The organism is Streptomyces sp. NPDC040589, assembly GCF_055594445.1.
On the sequence record NZ_JBVIWP010000006.1, the window covers coordinates 52,018 to 72,220 of the forward strand.

At 72.1% G+C, this 20,203-nt stretch carries 21 protein-coding genes; 13 read left to right on the forward strand and 8 right to left on the reverse strand.

The window, feature by feature from the left end:
• Nucleotides 1-113 precede the first annotated feature (113 nt).
• From ACZ58V_RS26135 to ACZ58V_RS26150, 4 genes are all read left to right on the forward strand, one after another.
• Nucleotides 114-1,643 carry a S8 family serine peptidase gene (locus ACZ58V_RS26135; protein ID WP_471292804.1) on the forward strand — a complete coding sequence of 510 codons (1,530 nt, stop codon included), beginning with the start codon at nucleotides 114-116 and terminating at the stop codon, nucleotides 1,641-1,643.
• Nucleotides 1,644-1,703: 60 nt separating this feature from the next.
• Nucleotides 1,704-3,224, forward strand: a complete 1,521-nt coding sequence (locus tag ACZ58V_RS26140) for a S8 family serine peptidase (RefSeq protein ID WP_468193083.1) — start codon at nucleotides 1,704-1,706, stop codon at nucleotides 3,222-3,224.
• Nucleotides 3,225-3,301: 77 nt separating this feature from the next.
• Nucleotides 3,302-3,832, forward strand: a complete 531-nt coding sequence (locus ACZ58V_RS26145; RefSeq protein ID WP_468193084.1) for a hypothetical protein — start codon at nucleotides 3,302-3,304, stop codon at nucleotides 3,830-3,832.
• 52 nt (nucleotides 3,833-3,884) lie between these two features.
• Complete coding sequence (locus ACZ58V_RS26150) at nucleotides 3,885-4,919, forward strand: CopD family protein (RefSeq protein ID WP_471292807.1); 1,035 nt, start codon at nucleotides 3,885-3,887, stop codon at nucleotides 4,917-4,919.
• A gap of 3 nt (nucleotides 4,920-4,922) precedes the next feature.
• Here ACZ58V_RS26150 and ACZ58V_RS26155 read toward each other — a convergent pair whose 3' ends face one another.
• Together ACZ58V_RS26155 and ACZ58V_RS26160 are read right to left on the reverse strand one after the other, a co-directional pair.
• Nucleotides 4,923-5,603: a lysoplasmalogenase gene (locus ACZ58V_RS26155; protein ID WP_471292810.1), complete on the reverse strand. Its 681-nt coding sequence runs from the start codon at nucleotides 5,601-5,603 to the stop codon at nucleotides 4,923-4,925.
• Nucleotides 5,600-6,532: a sterol desaturase family protein gene (locus tag ACZ58V_RS26160; protein ID WP_471292813.1), complete on the reverse strand. Its 933-nt coding sequence runs from the start codon at nucleotides 6,530-6,532 to the stop codon at nucleotides 5,600-5,602. The genes ACZ58V_RS26155 and ACZ58V_RS26160 overlap by 4 nt, the downstream gene beginning before the upstream one ends.
• Before the next feature lie 489 nt (nucleotides 6,533-7,021).
• Between ACZ58V_RS26160 and ACZ58V_RS26165 the strand changes: the two genes are divergently transcribed.
• The 3 genes from ACZ58V_RS26165 (at nucleotide 7,022) to ACZ58V_RS26175 (ending at nucleotide 9,170) form a co-directional block, all read left to right on the forward strand.
• Nucleotides 7,022-8,002, forward strand: a complete 981-nt coding sequence (locus ACZ58V_RS26165) for a DEDDh family exonuclease (RefSeq protein ID WP_468193089.1) — start codon at nucleotides 7,022-7,024, stop codon at nucleotides 8,000-8,002.
• 87 nt (nucleotides 8,003-8,089) lie between these two features.
• On the forward strand, nucleotides 8,090-8,323 hold the full coding sequence (locus ACZ58V_RS26170) for a hypothetical protein (RefSeq protein ID WP_215122319.1): 234 nt from the start codon (nucleotides 8,090-8,092) through the stop codon (nucleotides 8,321-8,323).
• A gap of 49 nt (nucleotides 8,324-8,372) precedes the next feature.
• Nucleotides 8,373-9,170: an SURF1 family cytochrome oxidase biogenesis protein gene (locus tag ACZ58V_RS26175; RefSeq protein WP_471292818.1), complete on the forward strand. Its 798-nt coding sequence runs from the start codon at nucleotides 8,373-8,375 to the stop codon at nucleotides 9,168-9,170.
• 394 nt (nucleotides 9,171-9,564) lie between these two features.
• Here the strand turns inward: ACZ58V_RS26175 and ACZ58V_RS26180 are convergent, their stop codons facing one another.
• The gene (locus tag ACZ58V_RS26180) at nucleotides 9,565-11,721 is read right to left on the reverse strand and encodes a carbon starvation CstA family protein (protein WP_468193093.1); all 2,157 of its coding nucleotides are present in this window, start codon (nucleotides 11,719-11,721) and stop codon (nucleotides 9,565-9,567) included.
• Nucleotides 11,722-11,958: 237 nt separating this feature from the next.
• On the opposite strand from ACZ58V_RS26180, the gene ACZ58V_RS26185 reads away from it, so the two are divergent.
• From ACZ58V_RS26185 to ACZ58V_RS26205, 5 genes are read left to right on the forward strand one after another with little or no spacing between them, the layout of a single operon-like run.
• Nucleotides 11,959-13,506, forward strand: a complete 1,548-nt coding sequence (locus ACZ58V_RS26185) for a sodium:solute symporter family protein (protein WP_471292821.1) — start codon at nucleotides 11,959-11,961, stop codon at nucleotides 13,504-13,506.
• On the forward strand, nucleotides 13,503-14,090 hold the full coding sequence (locus ACZ58V_RS26190) for a sigma-70 family RNA polymerase sigma factor (RefSeq protein WP_471292824.1): 588 nt from the start codon (nucleotides 13,503-13,505) through the stop codon (nucleotides 14,088-14,090). The genes ACZ58V_RS26185 and ACZ58V_RS26190 overlap by 4 nt, the downstream gene beginning before the upstream one ends.
• Nucleotides 14,087-14,407 carry a hypothetical protein gene (locus ACZ58V_RS26195; protein ID WP_471292827.1) on the forward strand — a complete coding sequence of 107 codons (321 nt, stop codon included), beginning with the start codon at nucleotides 14,087-14,089 and terminating at the stop codon, nucleotides 14,405-14,407. The genes ACZ58V_RS26190 and ACZ58V_RS26195 overlap by 4 nt, the downstream gene beginning before the upstream one ends.
• 33 nt (nucleotides 14,408-14,440) lie before the next feature.
• Complete coding sequence (locus tag ACZ58V_RS26200) at nucleotides 14,441-16,225, forward strand: glycoside hydrolase family 15 protein (protein ID WP_471292830.1); 1,785 nt, start codon at nucleotides 14,441-14,443, stop codon at nucleotides 16,223-16,225.
• Nucleotides 16,226-16,230: 5 nt separating this feature from the next.
• Nucleotides 16,231-16,986 carry an SDR family oxidoreductase gene (locus ACZ58V_RS26205; RefSeq protein WP_468193099.1) on the forward strand — a complete coding sequence of 252 codons (756 nt, stop codon included), beginning with the start codon at nucleotides 16,231-16,233 and terminating at the stop codon, nucleotides 16,984-16,986.
• An 18-nt stretch (nucleotides 16,987-17,004) separates the two neighbouring features.
• On the opposite strand, the gene amaP is transcribed toward ACZ58V_RS26205, so the two are convergent.
• From amaP to ACZ58V_RS26230, 5 genes are read right to left on the reverse strand one after another with little or no spacing between them, the layout of a single operon-like run.
• Nucleotides 17,005-17,592, reverse strand: coding sequence for an alkaline shock response membrane anchor protein AmaP (gene amaP / locus ACZ58V_RS26210; RefSeq protein WP_471292834.1), 588 nt, complete (start codon nucleotides 17,590-17,592; stop codon nucleotides 17,005-17,007).
• On the reverse strand, nucleotides 17,589-18,293 hold the full coding sequence (locus tag ACZ58V_RS26215; RefSeq protein WP_468193102.1) for a DUF6286 domain-containing protein: 705 nt from the start codon (nucleotides 18,291-18,293) through the stop codon (nucleotides 17,589-17,591). Before ACZ58V_RS26215 ends, amaP begins: the two co-directional genes overlap by 4 nt.
• A complete protein-coding gene (locus ACZ58V_RS26220; protein WP_468193103.1) occupies nucleotides 18,290-18,673 on the reverse strand; it encodes an Asp23/Gls24 family envelope stress response protein in 384 nt (127 codons plus the stop codon). The genes ACZ58V_RS26215 and ACZ58V_RS26220 overlap by 4 nt, the downstream gene beginning before the upstream one ends.
• Nucleotides 18,670-18,855 carry a hypothetical protein gene (locus ACZ58V_RS26225; RefSeq protein WP_468193105.1) on the reverse strand — a complete coding sequence of 62 codons (186 nt, stop codon included), beginning with the start codon at nucleotides 18,853-18,855 and terminating at the stop codon, nucleotides 18,670-18,672. Before ACZ58V_RS26225 ends, ACZ58V_RS26220 begins: the two co-directional genes overlap by 4 nt.
• A gap of 46 nt (nucleotides 18,856-18,901) precedes the next feature.
• Nucleotides 18,902-19,375 carry an Asp23/Gls24 family envelope stress response protein gene (locus ACZ58V_RS26230; protein WP_184599695.1) on the reverse strand — a complete coding sequence of 158 codons (474 nt, stop codon included), beginning with the start codon at nucleotides 19,373-19,375 and terminating at the stop codon, nucleotides 18,902-18,904.
• A gap of 87 nt (nucleotides 19,376-19,462) precedes the next feature.
• On the opposite strand from ACZ58V_RS26230, the gene ACZ58V_RS26235 reads away from it, so the two are divergent.
• Nucleotides 19,463-20,176 carry an Asp23/Gls24 family envelope stress response protein gene (locus ACZ58V_RS26235; RefSeq protein WP_468193107.1) on the forward strand — a complete coding sequence of 238 codons (714 nt, stop codon included), beginning with the start codon at nucleotides 19,463-19,465 and terminating at the stop codon, nucleotides 20,174-20,176.
• Nucleotides 20,177-20,203 lie beyond the last annotated feature (27 nt).

Sequence of the window (20,203 nt, forward strand, 5' to 3'; positions counted from 1 at the left end):
TTGCTGGCCAGCGAGAGCGCGGGATAGCTTCGCCCTGAACCACCCGTCATGTACCTGCCCGAGCACCACCTGTGCCTCGGGCCGGTTTCGTTTCCGGATGATGTGGAGACCCCATGTCCCAGCTGCGTTCCAGACGCCGGCTCGCCCTCGCCGTGCCCGTCGTGCTGTCGCTGACGACCTCGTTGGGCTTTCTGCCGGCTGCCGCTTCGGCGGCCCCGCGCGTGGAGTCGTCCGCGCCCTCGGCGGACGCGCCCAACCTGGCGTACGTCGTCAACACCAAGGTCGACCGTCGCACGATCGCGTCGGTGAAGAAGGCGATCGGCGCGGCCGGCGGCTCGGTCGTGACCACGTACGAGCGGATCGGCGTGATCGTCGTCCACTCCTCGAACGCCGACTTCGCCAAGTCCGTCCGCAAGGTGCGCGGCGTCCGGTCGGCGGGTGCGACCAGGACGACACCGCTGACCGCCGCGGGGACGAAGGAGGAGGGCGCGGCGCAGTATCTGACCGACGCCCAGGCCGCGCGGGTCGAGGCCGCCTCGGCCAAGGCACCCGACAGCGAGCCTCTCGAGGCCGACCAGTGGGATCTGCGCGCGATCGGCGCCGACAAGGCCGCGAAGATCAACCCGGGCAGCCGCAAGGTGACCGTCGCCGTGATCGACACCGGCGTCGACGACACCCACCCCGACATCGCCCCGAACTTCTCCGCGTCGCAGTCCGCCAACTGCGCCGGCGGCAAGCCCGACACCAGCGAGGGCGCCTGGCGGCCTTACACCCCCGAGGACTACCACGGCACGCATGTGGCGGGTGAGATAGCCGCCGCCCGCAACGGCATAGGCGTGGCGGGCGTCGCCCCCGGTGTGAAGGTCTCCAGCATCAACGTGACCGACCGGGCCAACGGCCTCTTCTACCCGGAGAGCGTCGTGTGTGCCTTCGTGTTCGCCGCCGACCACGGGGTCGAGATCACGAACAACAGCTACTACGTCGATCCCTGGCTGTACAACTGCATGGACGATCCGGATCAGCGGGCCATCGTCGACGCGGTCAACAGGGCCCAGCTGTACGCCCAGAAGAAGGGCACGCTCAACGTCGCCGCGGCGGGCAACTCCAACCACGACCTGGACTCGGACGCGATCGTCGACGACTCCAGCCCGGACGACTCCACCCCCGTCGAGCGCACCATCGACCCGCACGAGTGCTTCGACGTGCCGAACCAGCTCCCGGGTGTCGTCACGGTGAGCTCGACGGGCGTCAACAGCGTCAAGTCGTACTTCTCGACGTACGGCAAGGGCGTCGTCGACGTCGCGGCGCCGGGCGGTGACGGGCGGTACCAGATCCCCGACACGCCTTCGAAGAACGGCCGCATCCTGTCCACCATGCCGGGCGGCGCGTGGGGCTTCCTCCAGGGCACCTCGATGGCCGCTCCGCACGCCTCCGGTGTCGCCGCGCTGCTGAAGTCCGAGCACCCCAAGGCGTCTCCGGCCCAGCTCCAGGCGCTGCTGAAGGCGCAGGCCGACCGGACCGCCTGCCCCGAGTCCTACGACCAGGACGGCGACGGCACCCAGGACGCCACGTGCGAGGGCGGCAAGCGCGTCAACGGCTTCTACGGACACGGCATCGTGAATGCGCTGCGCGCGGTCAAGTGACTTGTACATCCTGAGACTTCACGCACCGTCAGCTCGTACCGCGAACCTACTGGAGACACCATGACAGCGCCGCTCGCGCGCTACCGCCGCGCCGTCGCGATCCCGGCCGGGATGGCCATGGCCACGGCCCTCGCGTTCCTGCCGAACACCACGGCCACGGCCGCCGACGACGCCCCCGCGGCGGTCTCGGCCGACGCGACCCCGCTCAGCTACGTGGTCAACGTCAAGCCGGGGCACGGCACTTCGGCCTACGTGAAGAAGGCCGTCGGCAAGGCCGGGGGCACGATCGTGACGTCGTACGACCAGATAGGCGTCATCGTCGTCCACTCCTCGAACCCCGACTTCGCCAAGACCGTCCGCAAGGTACGCGGCGTGCAGTCGGCCGGTGCCACCCGCACCAAGCCGCTGCCCACGGCGACGACGGGCGACCTGGGCACGCCGAAGGCGCTGAGCGCGGCCGAGGTCGCCAAGGCCGAGGCCCCCGCCGGGCAGGACCCGCTCCAGCCCCAGCAGTGGGACCTGCCGGCCATCAAGGCGGACAAGGCGCACGAGAAGTCGCTGGGCAGCAAGAAGGTCACGGTCGCCGTGATCGACACCGGCGTCGACGACACACACCCCGACATCGCGCCCAACTTCGACCGCGAGGCGTCGGTCAACTGCGTGTCGGGCAAGCCGGACACCGCGGACGGGGCCTGGCGGCCGGGCGCGTCGGAGAGCCCGCACGGCACCCATGTGGCGGGTGAGATAGCGGCCGCCAAGAACGGCGTCGGCATGACCGGTGTCGCGCCCGGGGTGAAGGTCTCCGGCATCAAGGTGTCCAACCCGGACGGCTTCTTCTACACGGAGGCCGTGGTGTGCGGCTTCGTGTGGGCGGCCGAGCACGGGGTCGACGTCACCAACAACAGCTATTACACCGACCCCTGGTACTTCAACTGCGGAGACGACCCGGACCAGAAGGCGCTCCTGGACGCGGTCGGCCGGGCCTCGCGGTACGCGGAGAAGAAGGGCGCGGTCAACGTCGCGGCGGCGGGCAACGAGAACTACGACCTCTCGGCCGACGAGATCACCGACCCGTCGTCCCCGAACGACACCACGCCGGGCGACCGGACCGTCGACCCCTCGGAGTGCCTCGACATACCGACCCAGCTGCCGGGTGTCGTCACGGTCGCCTCGACGGGGGCGAAGGGCATCAAGTCGTCCTTCTCCAACTACGGGCTGGGCGTCGCCGACATCGCCGCACCGGGCGGCGACTCGACCGCCTACCAGAAGCCGGATGCACCTGCCACGAGCGGGCTGATCCTGGGCACGCTGCCGGGCGGCAAGTGGGGCTACATGGCCGGTACGTCGATGGCGTCCCCGCACGTCGCGGGCGTCGCCGCCCTCATCAAGTCGACGCACCCGTACGCTCCCCCGGCCCTGGTGAAGGCCCTGCTGTACGCGGAGGCCGACGCCACGCCGTGCACGGACCCGTACGACATCGACGCCGACGGCAAGATCGACGCGGTGTGCGAGGGCTCCAAGAACCGCAACGGCTTCTACGGCTGGGGCATCGCGGACGCCCTGGACGCGGTGACCAAGTAGAGCTCGTGTGAAGGTGGTCCGGGCCGGGCGGGGACACCCGCCCGGCCCGCTGCGTCCTTGCGGCAGGATCTCTTGTCATGGACGTGTACGAAGATCCCGCGACCTGGACCGCCGAACCGGTCCGGCCGCGGTGGCAGTTGGCCCTGCGGTTCGCGGGGAGCGTGGTGTGGTTTCCGGTGGTGTGTGTGCTGTGGGTGGCGGTGGCGGCGGTGCTCTTCGTCGTCGGCATGTTCGCCGAGGTGATCACGGCTTTCAGCAGCACCCTCGAACGCCGCTTCATCGAAGCCGCGGGCGGGATGGTTCTGCGCGTCGGGCGCCTGGCCTCCTGGTGCGTGTCCTGGCCGGAGCTGCGCCATGAGGGTGACGTCGATCACTACAAGGCGCGCGTGGACAAGCGGGTCGGGAAGTGGACCGCGCGGGCCTCGAAGCCGGTCGAGCCGCAGAAACCCAAGCCGCCGGTGGAGTGTGCCATACCGCTGCGGGCGTACCGCGGTGTCGGCGGGTGGTACGTCGCCGAGGTCGCGCTCGCACAGGGATGGGAGCTGCGCCCCACGGACGTGGGCAAGGAAGTGCGGCTGTGGTGGTCGGCCGCGTCGAAGGGCGACTGAGTTCGCCCCCCTGGACTTGCCCGACCATGTGAAGGTTGGTGAAGATCTTGGGGTGACCTTGACAAGACCCACGCCAGGAGTGGCCGGCAGCGGCGGGCCCGTACGGCGCGCCGGTGCGGGCCGGGCCGTCGCCATCCTGGTCCTGGTGGCCCTGGCCGCGCTGATCCCGCTGCTCGGCCCGTCCACCGTGCTGCACGGCACCGGGGAGGCCGGCGCGCCCGGTGCCGGCGGCATCGCCCTGCTGCGTACGGTGCTGTTCGCGGCGCTGTGCGTCCCGGTGGGTGAGCTGTTCGTGAACCGGCTGGCGCATTCCGTGCCCGGCGCGGAGGAGGCCCTCGGCCGGCCCCTGGCCGTGCCGCGCAGCTGGTCGCCCTTCGCCGCCGTCGTCGGTTTCGTCGCCGCCCTGGGGCTCGCCTCGGTCGTCGCCACGGGGAATCTCGTCCCGGGCGGTCTGGCGGACATGGACGTCGGCGGGCTCCACGCGTCCCGGGACGGCAAGCTCGCCCTGCTCGAGGTCAACGCGTTCCTGGTGGCGGGGCTGTGCACCCTGTCTCGCCGGCCGGCCACGCAGCTGTGGCCGCTGGCCGCCGTGATCGTCGCGGAGGCGCTGCGCGCGCACCCCCCGACCGAGCACAGCCCGCTGACCGGCTCCGGGCTGACGCTCGTCCACCTGACCTGCGCGGCGCTGTGGGCGGGCGGCCTGCTGCACGCGCTGCGGACCCTGCGTCTGTGGCACGGCCGGTACGACACGGGGGCGGGCGCGGCCCTGCTGGGCCTCTACGCGCGCGTGGCGGCCGTGCTGCTCGCCGCCATCACCGCGACGGGTGTGTGGAGTTCGCTGCGCCGAATGCCGCCGGGGACGATCCTGGAGCAGCTGACGGCCACGGCGTACGGGCGGGCGCTGCTCGCCAAGGTGCTGCTCGTGGCCGCCGTAGCCGTCATCGCCCTGTGGGCCCGGAGCCGGCTGCGCCGGGCGGCCGATCCGCTGAGCGCCTGTGCGCCGGCGCGGGCGGAGGTCGTCGCGCTGGGCCTGGTGGTCGCGGCGTCCGGACTGCTGACGGCCCTTCCGGTCCCCATCCGCTGGTGAGCCTCAGACGGCCCGCATCTCGCCGTACGTCGCGGCCGGTGCCCTGCGCGCGTTGAGCGCCCCCAGCGTGCCGCCGGTCAGCAGGGCCTGCGCGGCGATGTACGTGAGCATGATCCAGAAGTCCGGCCTGGGCAGCTGCGGCCATTCGGCGACGCCGGTCGCGATGAGCGTGTCGGAGAGCAGGAACAGCGCACCGCCGAGTCCGGCACAGAGGCCGAGCCGGGTGGCGGACCCGTACGCCATGGCCGTGAGCAGGAGGCTGTACCCGGCGACGGGCACGCGCAGGTCCGCGGGCAGGTCCGGCCACAGCAGCGCGACGGTCGTGACGAGGGCGGTGCCGTAACCGAGGGCGAGGAGGCCCGCACGCGCGCGTGGGACCGCGTTCCGGCTGCCGTACGCCCTGAAGAGGACGAGGTAGCAGACATGGCCCGCGGCGAAGGAGCCCATGCCGGCGAGGAAGGCCGGCTCGGCGTCGGACAGCAGCAGGACGTCCCCGCCCCAGCCGAACAGCAGGGCGGCCAGGAGGAGCCGAGGTGCCTGGCGCAGGGCGGCCCACAGGACCAGGAGCGGCATCAGCAGGGGCTTGGCCACGGTGTGCCCGGCGTCGAAACCGGTCGCGAGGGAGACGAGGTCGACGGCGGCGGCGAGACCGAAGGCGGCGAGGAGGAGGCGGGAGCGGGTCACGCCGATGTGCTCTCGCCGACGGGGGCGGGGGTCGCTGCGGGGTCCAGGGGCGGATCCGCAGGCCTGGGCCTGGTGAGGGCCGTCGACGGCGCAGAGGCGGGCGTGGGCCCCCAGCCCGGTCCCATGAACACGCGTCCCGCTCGCTCGCGCCAGCTGTGCGCCGCCTTCAAGTCCCTCGCGATGGACACGTATTCGTGCGTCGCCACCTTCAGCAGGTTGTACGTGTCGATGTTCTTGGTCAGTCCGTACACGGGCCGTTCGGTCTCGGGGGCGAACGATCCGAACAGCCGGTCCCAGATGATGAGGATGCCGCCGAAGTTGCGGTCGAGGTAGCCGCCCTGGGAGGCGTGGTGGACGCGGTGGTGCGAGGGGGTGTTGAAGACGAACTCGAACCAGCGGGGCATCTTGTCGATCCGCTCGGTGTGGATCCAGAACTGGTAGACGAGGTTCGCGGAGGAGCAGAACGCGAGGGCGGCGGGGTGCACGCCGGCGGCTATGAGGGGCACGTAGAACGGCCACACGGTCAGGGACGTCCAGGGCTGGCGCAGCGCGGTGGTGAAGTTGAACTTCCGGCTGGAGTGGTGGACGACGTGGCAGGCCCACAGAACGCGGATGACGTGGTGGCCGCGGTGGGACCAGTAGTAGAAGAAGTCCTGCCCGAGCAGCATCAGCGGGACGGTCCACCACAGGACGGGCACGCGCAGGGGCGTGAGTTCGTAGAGGGCCGTGTAGAGGGCGACGATCGGGATTTTCCACAGGAAGTCGAAGACGAGACTGCCGAGGCCCATGCCGACGCTCGTGGCGGCGTCCTTCGCCTCGTAGCCCTCCGCGTCCTCGTCGGGATGGAGACGGTAGCTCACCATCTCGACCACGGTGAGCAGCACAAAGGCGGGAATCGACCACAGCACGACATCGGGCAGGTTCGGCATGCAAGCACCGTAGGACCGCCGCCCTGCCCCGACTAGACGTTGTTACCCACAAGTATTACCGACGGTACGCGCTTGCTTCTTGGTGATCTCCGCCAATCGGGAAGGCGCGGCAGGCGGGCGGCGGTGACCACCCGGACCCCGGACTCCGGCATCGGGGCAGACCGCACCCGCCGGGAGATTCACGTCCGCCTGCGCCCCGAGATCGCCGTTCGAGCCGGCCGTGCGCGCCGGGCGGCGAACTGGCGATGCTCGACGACGCCGGCACCGGGCGCGAGGGGCGGACGCCCGGACGCGGTCGCCGTCTCGCTCGGGCGGGCCCTCGCGCCGGTGCCCCGGACCCTCACCCCTCGACCAAGCGGCTGAGCATCGGTCAGACGTACGCCTCGTGAACGGACAGACCGGACAACACGCCTGAGGGAGTATCGGAAGGGCCGGGTGCGCGCACCTGGCGGGCCGTGGTGTCAGTCGTGGCCCGTATCCTCAGGGACCATGCTCGATGACCTGACGACCGCAGTGCCCTCTCCCACGTCATGGCCGGCCGCGTATCCCCAGGGGTACGCGGTTGTTGACGTGGAGACCACAGGTCTGGCCCGGGACGATCGCATCATCTCCGCGGCCGTCTACCGGCTGGACGCGCGCGGCGAGGTCGAGGACCACTGGTACTCGACGGTCAACCCGGAGCGTGACCCCGGCCCCGTGTGGATCCACGGACTGACGAGCGAGGCACTCGAGGGCGCGCCCCTCTTCCAGGACATCGCGGAGGAGTTCACGACCCGGCTCGAAGGGCGGGTGCTCGTCGCGCACAACGCCGTCTTCGACTGGCAGATGATCGCCCGGGAGTACGCGCGCGCGAAGCGGGAGGCTCCGGTGCGGCAGCGGCTGTGCACCATCGCGCTCTCCAAGGAACTCGGGCTCCCGCTGCCCAACCACAAGCTGGAGTCCCTCGCCGCGCACTTCGGCGTCGTCCAGCAGCGGGCGCACCACGCGCTGGACGACGCGCGCGTGCTGGCCGAGGCGTTCCGGCCCAGCCTCAGGGCCGCGGCGGCGAACGGCGTACGGCTGCCGCTGCTGGAGTGCCGGCCGCTGACCGAGTGGTCGGACCGCCCCGCGCCCCGCATCGGACAGCAGGCGGGCTACGGCGGCTACCGGCCGACCAGTTGGCGCCCGGCCCGCAAGCGGCCCGCCTGCCCCTACCCCAACCCGGGGCGCTACGAGGCGGGCGGGCGGCTCAAGCAGGGCATGCGGGTCGCCTTCTCGGGTGACACCTCGGTGGAGCGCGATCTGCTGGAGGACCGCGCCACCGAGGCCGGACTGCACGTGGCCACCAGCCTGTCCCGGCTCACCAGCCTGCTCGTCACGAACGACCCGGACTCGGGCACGTCCAAGGTGGTCAAGGCACGGCAGTTCGGCACGCCGGTCGTGGACGAGGCGGCGTTCGGGCAACTCCTCGCGGATGTGGAGCCGGCGTAGCGGGGGGACCGTACGGACGGGTGATTGGGGAGCGACTCGCCCGGCACCCGCTCGCCCGGGCCGGGGTGACGGCTCACCCTGTGGCGCATGGCGACCTGTGAGGTATGTGGCAATCAGTACGGAATGACCTTCGAGGTGCACGCGCAGGGCGCGGTGCACGTCTTCGACTGCTTCTCCTGCGCGATCCACCGCATGGCACCCATCTGCGAGCACTGCCGTGTACAGATCATCGGGCAGGGCGTGGAGGTCGAGGGCCAGTGGTACTGCGGCGCGCACTGCGCACGCGCGGAGGGAAAGGCGGGAATTGTCGACAAGGTGTGAACCCGTACCCGCCTGATCGCACCCCACGACCGAGTTGTACGGTCGTGGGGTGTACCGCTTCCTGATGTCCCGGCAGTGGGTGATCCTCACACTGATCGCCCTGCTACTCATCCCCACGATGATCAGGCTGGGCATCTGGCAGATGCATCGCTACGAGGAGCGCACCGCCCGGAACCAGCTGGTCTCGCACGCGCTGGCGGCCGACCCGGTGCCCGTGGAGAAGCTGACCGGGCCCGGGCACACCGTCACCAGCGCCGAGCGGTACCGCACCGTGACCGCGAAGGGTCACTTCGACACGGAGGACGAGGTCGTCGTCCGCCGCCGCACCAACTCCGACGACGAGGTCGGCTACCACATCCTCACCCCGTTCGTCCTCGACGACGGCAAGGTCCTGCTGGTCAACCGGGGCTGGATCCCCTCCGACGGCCCGAGCCAGACCGCGTTCCCGAAGGTTCCCGCACCGCCGGCCGGCGAGGTCACCGTCACCGGGCGGCTGATGCCCGACGAGACGACCGAGGCGAGCGGCATCAAGAACCTCGAAGGGCTGCCGGACCGGCAGATCATGCTGATCAACAGTGAGCAGGAGGCCCGGCGCCTGGACGTCCGGGTGCTCGGCGGCTACGTCGCCCAGACGGCGCCCGAGCCCAAGGGCGACACCCCCGAGCTCCTCGGCAACCCGGGCAAGGAGGACGCCGCGCTGAACTACGCCTACGCCTACCAGTGGTGGCTGTTCGCCGCGGCCGTCCCGGTCGGCTGGGTGGTCCTGGCCCGCCGCGAGGCCCGGGACCGGGCCCGGGCGGCGGCCGAGGACACCGACACGACGGAGGCGGAGCCGGCGGCCGTGTGACGGCCGGCGGTCGGCCTCCCCACGGTCCAGGTCAACAGGCGCCCGCGGTCACGTCGACAGCAACGCCCCTGCGGCCGCCCCGGGCCAGTGGCCCTGAGCGGCGCTGCCGCCCCGGGCCACTGGCGGCAGCGCCGCTCAGGCCGAGCCCTGGGCCGTCACCAGCAGCACCCCAGCGGGCCCGACCCCCGACCCAGCGAGCACAGGCACCGCCCCCACGGGCCGACCACCCGCAGCGCCCCCGCAGGCCCGTCCCCCGGCCCCATCAGCAGCACCGCCCCCACAGGCCTGCCCCCGGTCCGCTAGCAGCACCTCCCCCGCGGGCCCGACCCCCGGTCCAGCGTGCGCAGCAGCTCGCGGACGTACCAGGCCACGGCCCGCGCCCAGCGCACCGCCCTCATGAGCGGGCCCCCGCCAGGGACCCGGCCGGCTCCTCACCCGGCACCTCGATGCGGGACTCGACGTACGGCGCCTCGGTGGTCGGCAGCGGAGCCGGGGCCCGGATCGCCCGTACGCACACCACCGCCGCGTTCACGAGCACCACGGCGACCAGCAGCAGGAACAGCGCGATCAGGACTCCGTCGACCGTGGAGTTGGTGACGACGGTCCGCATGTCGGCCGGGCTCTCGGCGGGCGGCAGGACCTGACCGGCGTCGAGGGCGTCGGCGTAGCGTGCGCGCTGGGCGAAGAAGCCCACCTTCGGGTCGTCGGAGAAGATCTTCTGCCAGCCGGCGGTGAAGGTGATGGCGACGACCCAGGCGAGCGGGACACCGGTGACCCAGGCCCAGCGCAGTTTCCCGGACTTGATCAGGACCGTGGTGCAGACGGCCAGGGCGATCGCGGCGAGGAGCTGGTTCGCGATGCCGAAGAGCGGGAAGAGCTGGTTGATTCCGCCGAGCGGGTCGGTGGCGCCGGTGTACAGGAAGTAGCCCCAGGCCGCGACGACCAGGGCGCTGCACAGCCAGATGCCCGGCTTCCAGTTGACCCGGCCGGCCGGCTTCCACACGTTGCCGAGCATGTCCTGGAGCATGAAGCGGCCGACCCGGGTGCCCGCGTCCACGGTCGTCAGGATGAACAGCGCCTCGAACATGATGGCGAAGTGGTACCAGAAGGCCTTCATCGCGGTGCCGCCGATGACCCCGGAGAAGATCTCCGACATGCCGACCGCGAGGGTCGGGGCACCCCCGGAGCGGGCGATCAGCGTCTGTTCCTCCACGGCCTTGGCGGCCTGGGTCAGCTGGTCGGGGGTGATCGTGAAGCCGAGGCCGGCGACCGCGTGGGACGCCGACTCGGCCGTCGTGCCGAGGAGAGCAGCCGGGGCGTTCATGGCGTAGTACAGGCCCGGCTCCAGGGTCGCCGCCGCGATCAGCGCCATGATCGCGACGAACGACTCCATCAGCATGGCGCCGTAGCCGATCATCCGGACCTGGGACTCCTTCTGGATCAGCTTCGGCGTGGTGCCGGAGGCGACCAGAGCGTGGAAGCCGGACAGCGCGCCGCAGGCGATGGTGATGAAGAGGAAGGGGAAGAGCGCGCCGGCGAAGACGGGCCCCGCGCCCGAGGAGGCGAAGTCGCTCACCGAGTCCGCGCGCAGCACCGGGGCGGCGACCACCACGCCCACCGCGAGCAGGGCGATCGTGCCGATCTTCATGAAGGTGGAAAGGTAGTCGCGCGGCGCGAGCAGCATCCACACCGGCAGGACGGAGGCGACGAAGCCGTAGCCGACCAGGCAGAAGACGAGGGTCGTGGGGCTCAGGGTGAAGGCGGAGGCCAGGGAGGACTGCTGGATCCAGCTGCCGCCGACGATGGCGAGCAGGAGAAGCACGACGCCGATCAGGCTGGTCTCGACGACCCGGCCCGGCCGGATGACGTGCAGCCAGAAGCCCATGAACAGGGCGATGGGGATGGTCATCGCGACGGAGAAGGTGCCCCACGGGGAGTGGGCGAGGGCGTTGACGACGACCAGGGCCAGCACACCCAGCAGGATGATCATGATGGCGAACACGGCGATCAGGGCGGCGGCCCCGCCCCACCGGCCGATCTCGTCCCGGGCCATCTGCCCGAGCGACTTCCCGTCCCGCCGCATGGACAGGAACAGCACGACCATGTCCTGCACCGCGCCCGCGAAGATCACACCGGCGACGATCCACAGCGTCCCGGGCAGATAGCCCATCTGCGCCGCGAGCACCGGCCCCACCAGCGGTCCGGCGCCGGCGATCGCGGCGAAGTGGTGGCCGAGCAGCACCCGGCGGTCGGTGGGGTGGAAGTCGACGCCGTCCTCGAGGCGCTCGGCGGGAGTGGCCCGGCGGTCGTCGGGCCGGAGCACCCGCCGGGCGACGAAGCGGGAGTAGAAGCGGTAGGCGATGGCGTACGAGCCGAGCGCCGCGACGACCAGCCAGACCGCCGAGATCTCCTCGCCGCGGGCGAGGGCGAGGACACCCCAGGCGATCGCGCCGAGGAGGGAGACGGCGGTCCAGAGCAGGAGGGACCGAGGGGGTATTCGCCGCTTTTCGGGCGCTGACCGGCCGGATTCGGGCAGGACTGATACGGGCATGGCGGCTCCTCACCGTGGCGGTGGTGTGCGACAGGACCTGCGCGGGGGCCGGTGCGGGGGCGCTTCCCCGACCTGCGCACCTCTCCCGCTCGCTGTCGGTCTGTGCAAGAGTTGCGCTCCCGCCGGAAGTGGATGACACGGCGTTCCCAGAAGATTTCCCGCCGGTTCCCTGTCCTCCGGACGGGCCGTCCGCGCAACTCTCGCGCAAGGGCACAGGCACACCAAGGACGGTGACCCATGGCTGACGGCGCCATGACCGCGACGTTTCTCGCCGTGATCGGCGGGGCGTCGCTGCTCGCGGTCACCGCACGGCGGCTGCGTCCGGTGGACCGGCTGCCCTCCCTGGAGGGCTGGGCGCTGGCCGACCGCAGCCTCGGCCCCGGCTGGACCTGGCTGCTGCTCGGCGGCACGATCTTCACCGCGTACACCTTCACCGCCGTGCCCGGTCTTGCCTACGGCAACGGCGCGCCCGCCTTCTTCGCGGTGCCCTACACGGTGATCGTCTGCCCGCTCGCCTTCGTGCTGCTGAGCCGGCTGTGGAGCGTGGCCCGCCGGAACGGCTACGTCACCGCCGCCGATTTCGTACGGGGCCGGTACGGGTCGCCGCCGCTGGCCCTGGTGGTCGCGCTGACCGGGATCCTCGCGACGATGCCGTACCTGGCGCTGCAACTGATCGGCATCCGGGCGGTGCTGACCGCCGGGGGCGTCCATCCGCGGGGCGTGTCCGGGGATCTGGTGCTGGTCGCGCTGTTCGCGGGGCTCGCGGTGGCCACATACCGGCACGGGCTGCGCGCGCCCACGGTCATCTCGGCGCTGAAGGCGGTGGCCGTGTTCGTCTCGCTGACCGCCGTGACCTGGCTGGTCCTCGTACGGTTCGGCGGCCCCGGCCCGGTCTTCGACGGCGCCGCTGCGCGGCTGGGCGACCGGGCACTGCTCCTGTCCCCCGCCCAGCAGCCCGCCTACGCCACCCTCGCCCTGGGCTCCGCCCTCGCCCTGCTGATGTACCCGCATGTGCTCACCGCCGGTTTCGCCGCCGACGGGCCGCGCACCCTGCGCAAGGTCTCGGTGGCGCTGCCTGCCTGGACCGGGCTGCTCGCGCTGTTCGGGTTCCTCGGCTTCGCCGCGCTCGCGGCGGGGGTACGGGCGCCGCGCGGTGGTGCCGAGGCGGCCGTGCCGATGCTGGTCGACCGGCTGATGCCGGCGCCGCTGGCCGGGCTGGTGTTCGCCGCGATCGCCGTGGGTGCGCTCGTCCCGGCGGCGGTGATGTCGATCGCCGCGGCGACGAGCTTCGTCCGCAACGTCTACGTCGAGTACGTCCAGCCGACGGCCACGCCCAAGCGCCAGGTGCGCATCGCCAAGGCGGTGTCGATCACCGCGAAGGCGGGGGCCGTGGCATTCGTGTTCGGGCTGCGCGACCAGGACGCCATCAACCTCCAGCTGCTCGGCGGCGTGTGGATCCTGCAGATCTTCCCGGCCGTGGCCGTCGGGCTGTTCACCGGGCGACTGCATCCGCGGGCGCTGCTCGCCGGGTGGGCCGTGGGCATGGCGTCGGGGACGTATCTGGTGGTGCGCGAGGGGTTCTCCTCGATCGTGCCGCTCGGCACCGGTGCCGGGCCGCTGGAGATCTACGCCGGGCTCGCCGCCCTGCTGCTCAATCTGGCCGTCGCGGTGGCCGGCACCGCGGCGCTGACCCGACTCGGCGTCCCGCGCGGCGTCGACTCGACCGACCTGCCGTCCCGCCTGACCGTCCGGCGACGCCCGGAGACCGGAGCGAACAACCCGTGAGACGCAGTCAGAACTCCTCCACCGCGCCACCGGCCGTGCCACAGCCCGCCGCCGTGCCCCTGCCCCCAGCCGCCGATCCGGCCGACCGGGAGCGGGAGGCAGGCGTGGCCCGCCTCTTCGAGCTGCACTACTCCTCGATGCTGCGCCTCGCCGTCCTGCTCGGCGCCGACGACCCGGAGAACGTGGTGGCCGAGGCGTACTACCAGATCTACCGCAAGTGGCGGCGCCTGCGGGACGCGGCCGCGGCGGAGGCGTACCTGCGGTCCACCGTCTGCAATCTGACGCGGATGCGGATACGCCACCTCCAGGTCGCCCGCCGGCACGAGGAGAACCCGCCGAGCCCGCCGGACGAGATGGTCGCCTCCGCCGAGCACGCCGCGCTGCTGCGCGACGACCAGCGCGTGCTCATCGCGGCGCTCCAGGAGTTGCCGCCCCGCCAGCGCGAGGCGCTGGTGCTGCGGCACTGGCTCGGTCTGAAGGAGAGCGAGATAGCCGCCGCGATGGGCATCTCCGGAGGTTCCGTCAAGACCCACACGGCACGCGGCATCGCCGCCCTGACCCAGGCGATGGAGGCCCGGCGATGAAGGACACGAGCCCGGACCGGACCGGCCACGGCGACGGCCGCACCGAACGCGAGCTGCGCGAGGCGCTCGAGGCACTGGCCGGCGGGGTGCTCCCCGACCCCGACGCGTACCGCACTGCACGCGGTGAGTGGCTGCGGCGCGAACGCCGGCGGCGGCTCGTGCTCGCCGTGCTGATCGCGGTCGTCTTCACCCTGGCCACACTGATCGGCCTGTGGGTGCTCAACCAGGCGCCGTCGGATCCCGGTGTCATCTTCTCCGGCACCGGCACCGGCTCCTCCGGCGCCGAGGGCCCGTCACTCCCCCGGCTCCAGCCCTGATTGCAGGCCCGACTTGCCGGGAACCCGCACTCCGTGCATACCGGTATCGAGGACTACGCGCTCATCGGTGACGAACAGACCGCGGCCCTGGTGGGCACGGACGGCTCCGTCGACTGGCTGTGTCTGCCCCGCTTCGACTCGGCGGCCTGCTTCGCCAGACTGCTCGGCGACGAGGACAACGGCTACTGGCGCGTCGCTCCCGTGGGAGCGGACCGGTGCACCCGGCGCGCCTACCGCCGCGACACCCTCGTCCTGGACACCGAGTGGGAGACCGAGCAGGGCACGGTCCGGGTCACCGACCTGATGCCCCAGCGCGACCAGGCCCCCGACGTCGTACGCGTCGTCGAGGGCCTGGACGGCGAGGTGACGCTGCACAGCGTCCTCAAGCTGCGCTTCGACTACGGCTCGATCATCCCCTGGGTCCGCCGGGTGGACGGCCACCGCGTCGCCGTCGCGGGCCCGGACTCCACCTGGCTGCGCAGCGAGCCGGAGGTGCGCAGCTGGGGCGAGGACTTCGGCACGCACGCGGAGTTCACGGTCAAGAAGGGGGAGAAGGTCGCGTTCGTCCTGACCTGGCACCCCTCCCACGAGGAGCGCCCGCCGCTCGTCGACCCGTACGAGGCGCTCCGCCACAGCGTCGAGGACTGGCGGGCCTGGGTGTCCCGGTGCCGCTACGACGGACCGTACCGGGACGCCGTCGTCCGCTCCCTGATCACCCTCAAGGCGCTCACCTACGCCCCGACCGGCGGCATCGTCGCCGCCCTCACCACCTCACTGCCCGAGGAGCCGGGCGGGGTGCGCAACTGGGACTACCGCTACTGCTGGCTGCGCGACTCCACCCTCACCCTGGGCGCGCTGCTGGCGGTCGGCTACCAGGACGAGGCCGAGGCCTGGCGGAACTGGCTGCTGCGCGCGGTCGCGGGCGACCCGGCCGACCTCCAGATCATGTACGGCCTGGCCGGCGAGCGACGGCTGCCCGAGGTCGAGCTGCCGTGGCTGTCCGGCTTCGCCGGGTCCCAGCCCGTCCGGATCGGGAACGACGCCGTGAACCAGCTCCAGCTGGACGTCTACGGCGAGGTCATGGACTCCCTGTCACTGGCCCGCGAGTCGGGCCTGTCCGCCCAGCCGGACGTGTGGGCGCTGCAGACGGCCCTGATGGACTTCCTGCGGACCCACTGGCGCCAGCCCGACGAGGGGCTGTGGGAGGTGCGCGGCGGCCGGCGCCAGTTCGTGCATTCGAAGGTGATGGTGTGGGTGGCCGCCGACCGTGCCGTACGGACCCTGGAGCGCCATCCGGAGCTGGACGGCGACCTGGAGGGCTGGCGCGCGCTGCGCGATGAGGTGCACCGCGAGGTGTGCGAGAAGGGCTACGACCCCGAACGCAACACCTTCACGCAGTCCTACGGCTCACGCGAACTGGACGCCGCGCTGCTGCTCATCCCCCGCGTCGGTTTCCTGCCGCCCGACGATCCGCGGGTGATCGGCACCATCGACGCGATCCGCGAGGAACTGGACCACCACGGGCTGCTGCTCCGCTACACGACCGACGACGCGGACGTCGACGGACTGCCCGGTGCCGAGGGCACCTTCGTGGTCTGCTCGTTCTGGCTCGCGGACGCCCTGTACATGACGGGCCGTACGAAGGAGGCCCGCGCGCTGTTCGAGCGGCTGGTGGGGCTCGCCAACGACGTCGGCCTGCTGTCCGAGGAGTTCGACCCGGTGAGCGGCCGGCAGCTCGGCAACTTCCCGCAGGCGTTCAGCCACATCGGCCTCGTGAACACCGCCCTCGCCCTGTTCGGTGAGGAGGGGGCAGGATAGGGACCATGGATCTTGGACTGAAGGACCGGGTGTACGTCGTCACCGGGGCCACGCGAGGCCTCGGCAACGCTTCCGCGCGCGAGCTGGTCGCGGACGGGGCGAAGGTGGTCGTCTCGGGCAGGGACGAGAAGAGCGTCGCCGAGACGGCGGAAGCGCTGGGCCCGAACGCGGTCGGGGTGGCCGTCGACAACGCCGACCCCGAGGCGGCGGCCCGGCTGATCGGGGCCGCGCGGGAGAACTTCGGGCGCTTCAACGGTGTCCTCATCAGCGTGGGCGGCCCGCCGGCCGGGTTCGTCGCCGACAACACGGACGAGCAGTGGCAGGCGGCGTTCGAGTCGGTGTTCCTCGGTGCGGTACGGCTGGCTCGCGCCGCGGCCTCCGAGCTGGAGGCCGGGGGTGTCATCGGGTTCGTGCTCTCCGGCTCGGTGTACGAGCCGATTCCCGGGCTGACGATCTCGAACGGGCTGCGGCCCGGGCTCGCGGGATTCGCCAAGTCGTTGTCGGAGGAACTGGGGCCGCGGGGGATCCGGGTGGTCGGGGTGCTGCCCGGCCGGATCGACACGGACCGCGTCCGCCAGCTGGACGGGTTGTCGGCGGACCCCGAGGCGACCAGGGCGGCTTCGGAGTCTCGCATTCCGTTGCGGCGGTACGGGGCGCCGGAGGAGTTCGGGCGAGTGGCCGCGTTCCTGCTGTCGCCGGCGGCCTCGTATCTGACCGGGGTCATGGTGCCGGTGGACGGCGGAGCCCGGCACGGGTTCTGATACCTGATACTCCCGTACTCAACTCACCCTCTCCGCACGGTGCTTGACGCCCCTCAGCCTCACCTCCGCCGGGAGTGAGGCGAGGCCCGCCGATGTTCTGGCGTGGGCCAGGGCGCCCGTCGTCAGGCCGTGCAGGGCCGTTCCCGGGTCCACGTGCGGTTCCAGCGCGAGCCGCACTCGGGCCTCGGGGGTGCTACGGCGGCCCGTCAGCCGGGCGTCGGCGCGGTCCACGCCGTCGGCCTGTTCCGCCTCCTGGGCGAGGGCGTTCTCCAGGGCCCGGCCACGCAGCAGCGCGCCCTCGCCGTCGCCCGTGTCGACGAGGACCTCGGCGAGGCGGCGCCGGCGGAGTACCGCGACGAGCCACCACAGGGCGAGCAGCAGGAGGACGGCGAGTACGGCGATGACGGTCGGCCACCACCAGCCGTCCTCCCGCCAGCGCGTGCGTTCGGCGTAGCTCAGCAGCACGTCGTGCCGGCTGTCGTGGATCCACCACGTAGGTGCCGGGGCGCCGAGGCCGACGGCCAGTACCGAGCCGCCCAGCACCACCAGGACGAGGCCCACCAGTCCGAGGAACACGCGGTTGACGATCCGGAGCACCGCCGTCACCCCTTCCTGCCGGGCCGCCGCACGCGCACCGACACCGCGGGCGGCCGGGACAGCCCCAGTCCGCGGACCGCGTCGGTGAGCACGGCGTCCAGTTCGGTTCGTACGTCGTCCAGTTCACGGAAATGCGAGGCGGCGCGGACCTTCGCCCGGGTCCGGCGCATCCGGACCTCCGCGGACTGCACACCGGCCACCTCCATGGCCCGGTCCCGCAGCGCGGACGCGGCGGCGTCGCGGTGCAGTCCGGCGCGTACGTCGGCGTGCGCGCGCCGCATCGGGAGCACATCGCGCAGGCCGGGCGTGGCGGCCAGGACGAGCAGCCAGAGCCCGAGGGCGGCGGCGACGCCGGCCCCGACGAGCACCCAGGTGTCGTCCAGGGGCCGTTCGGCGAGCTGCCGGGCGAACTCCCGGCGCCAGCTCATGGCGGGCCGGTCGGCGCGCACGGACGCGATGTCGTACAGGAACAGTCCGGCGAGGCCCAGGAGCAGCAGCGCGACGATGCCGGCGGGGACGCGGCGGGCCGACCAGAAGCGGCCTTCGCGTCCGCCCTCGTCGTCGAGTGCGGGCGGCTGTCCGTCGGCGTCCGCCGGAGCGGCCTGGTCGGGTCCGGCGCCGTTCTCCGACGATTCCAGGACCGGCAGGCGCTGTGTGCTGCTCTCGGACTCGGGCGGTTCGGTCGGGTCGGTGTCCCGGGGTTCGCTCATCGCGTCCTCCCCTGTGCCGCGCCGGGCCCGGCGACCGGATGCAGCCGCTCCACCTGGACGACCACCTCCGGCACCTCCATTCCCGCCAGCGTGCCTACTCGCTCGACGACTTGGCGACGCACCCGGCGGCAGCGGTCGCCGACGTCGCAGGGGTAGTCGAGTTCGACGTGCACCCGGACGTGGGCGGCCTCGTGGTGGACGACCACGCTGGCGGACGGCCGGCCTGCGTCGGGCGGCAGTGTCCCCACGGCCTCGCGGGCCGCCTGCGAGGCGATCTTCGCGACCACCCGGTCGGCGATCCGGGTCGAGCCGCGCTCACCCGGCGGGACGGCGGTCAGAGGTCTGCCGAGCTCACCGGCCCCCGCGCTCACGGGCGTCACCGCCGCCGTTCGTGACGGGTGCGGAAGAAGTCGCCGAATTCCCAGTCCCCCTCCAGGAACCGGCCGACGACGAAGCCGACGGCGCCCAGCGCCGCCACCAGCAGGAAGGCACCGAATCCGCCGAAGTATCCGGCGAATGCCAACGCCATGCCGGCGATCATGCCGACCACGGCCATGCTCATGCGCTCCTCAGCTCCTCAGCCGCTGTGTTGTCCGACGGGCCGTGCCTCACTGGATCCGCCGCTCGGGTTCCTCTTCCTCCTCGTCCGGCAGCTTCACGTCGCTCACCGCGATGTTGACCTCGACGACCTCGAGCCCGGTCATCCGCTCGACGGCGGTGATGACGTTCTCCCGTACGTCCCGGGCCACATCGGCGATCGACACGCCGTACTCGACGACGATCTCCAGGTCGAGGGCGGCCTGCACCTCGCCGACCTCGGCCTTCACCCCGCGCGAAACCGACTTCGCGCCACCTGGCACGCGGTCGCGCACGGCTCCGAAGGTGCGGGAGATGCCGCTGCCCATGGCGTGCACGCCGTCCACGTCGCGTGCGGCGAGCCCGGCGATCTTCTCCACCACGCCGTCGGCGATCGTCGTCCGCCCGCGCGAGCCCGGATCTCCGCCACTGCGCTTGGCCAACGGACTCCTGCGTGCCGCCGGCGTCTCGCTCTCCCCGCCCCGGTTCTCGGTCATGTCAGTCATCGGCGTACGTCCTTTTCGGTTGTCGTCCTTCGACCACCGTAAGCACGGTTACGTGGTTGCGCGCCTTTGATGCGGCAGGCTGGAGGAATGACGGGTGACCGGTGGACGCAGGCAGTGAAACATCAGATGGGCCTCGGCAGGCTCCTGCCGCTGGGTGATGCGCGGGACGGCGCGTGGATCACCGAGCAGGCGGCCGAGGCGGTGCTGCGGCGCGCGGCTCAGGAGGCGCCGGGCGTACGCGTCGACGCGCTCCGGGTCGCGCTCGCCCATCCGGCGGACACCGGGGAGCCGGCCGTACCGGCCCCGCCGAGCGCGCAGCCGCCCGGACCGCTGCGGGTGACGGCCCAGTTCGCGGCCACGGCCTCGCAGCCGCTGCCCACTTCGGCGTCCCTGCTGCGGGCGACGCTGGCGACCGCCGCGACGCAGGGGCTGGGTCTGACGGTGACGGAGGTGGACCTGCAGGTGACGGGGCTGCTGGACGAGGAGCCGGAACCCGGGCCCGCCGTCCTTCTCCCCGAACCGCCGCGGGCCGCGCGGCCCGTGGACGGCGACGAAGCCCGCGTGGCGGCCGCCGCCCTCCAAGTCCCGGGCGTGCTTCACCTGACCGGCGCACTGGGCCACCCCGTGCACATCGAGAACCTCCCGGGCGAGACCGCGCTGCCGCACCGTCATGTCCGGCTGGAACTCGCGGTGGCGGCGGACCACCGGGCCCGGGACGTGGCCCGCGAGGTCCGCACGGCAGTGAGGAGGACACTGTCGGACCACCCGACGGTGGCGGTACTGGTGAGCGGGATCGGCTGAGTAATCCCCGATCCGCCGGGAGGTCCC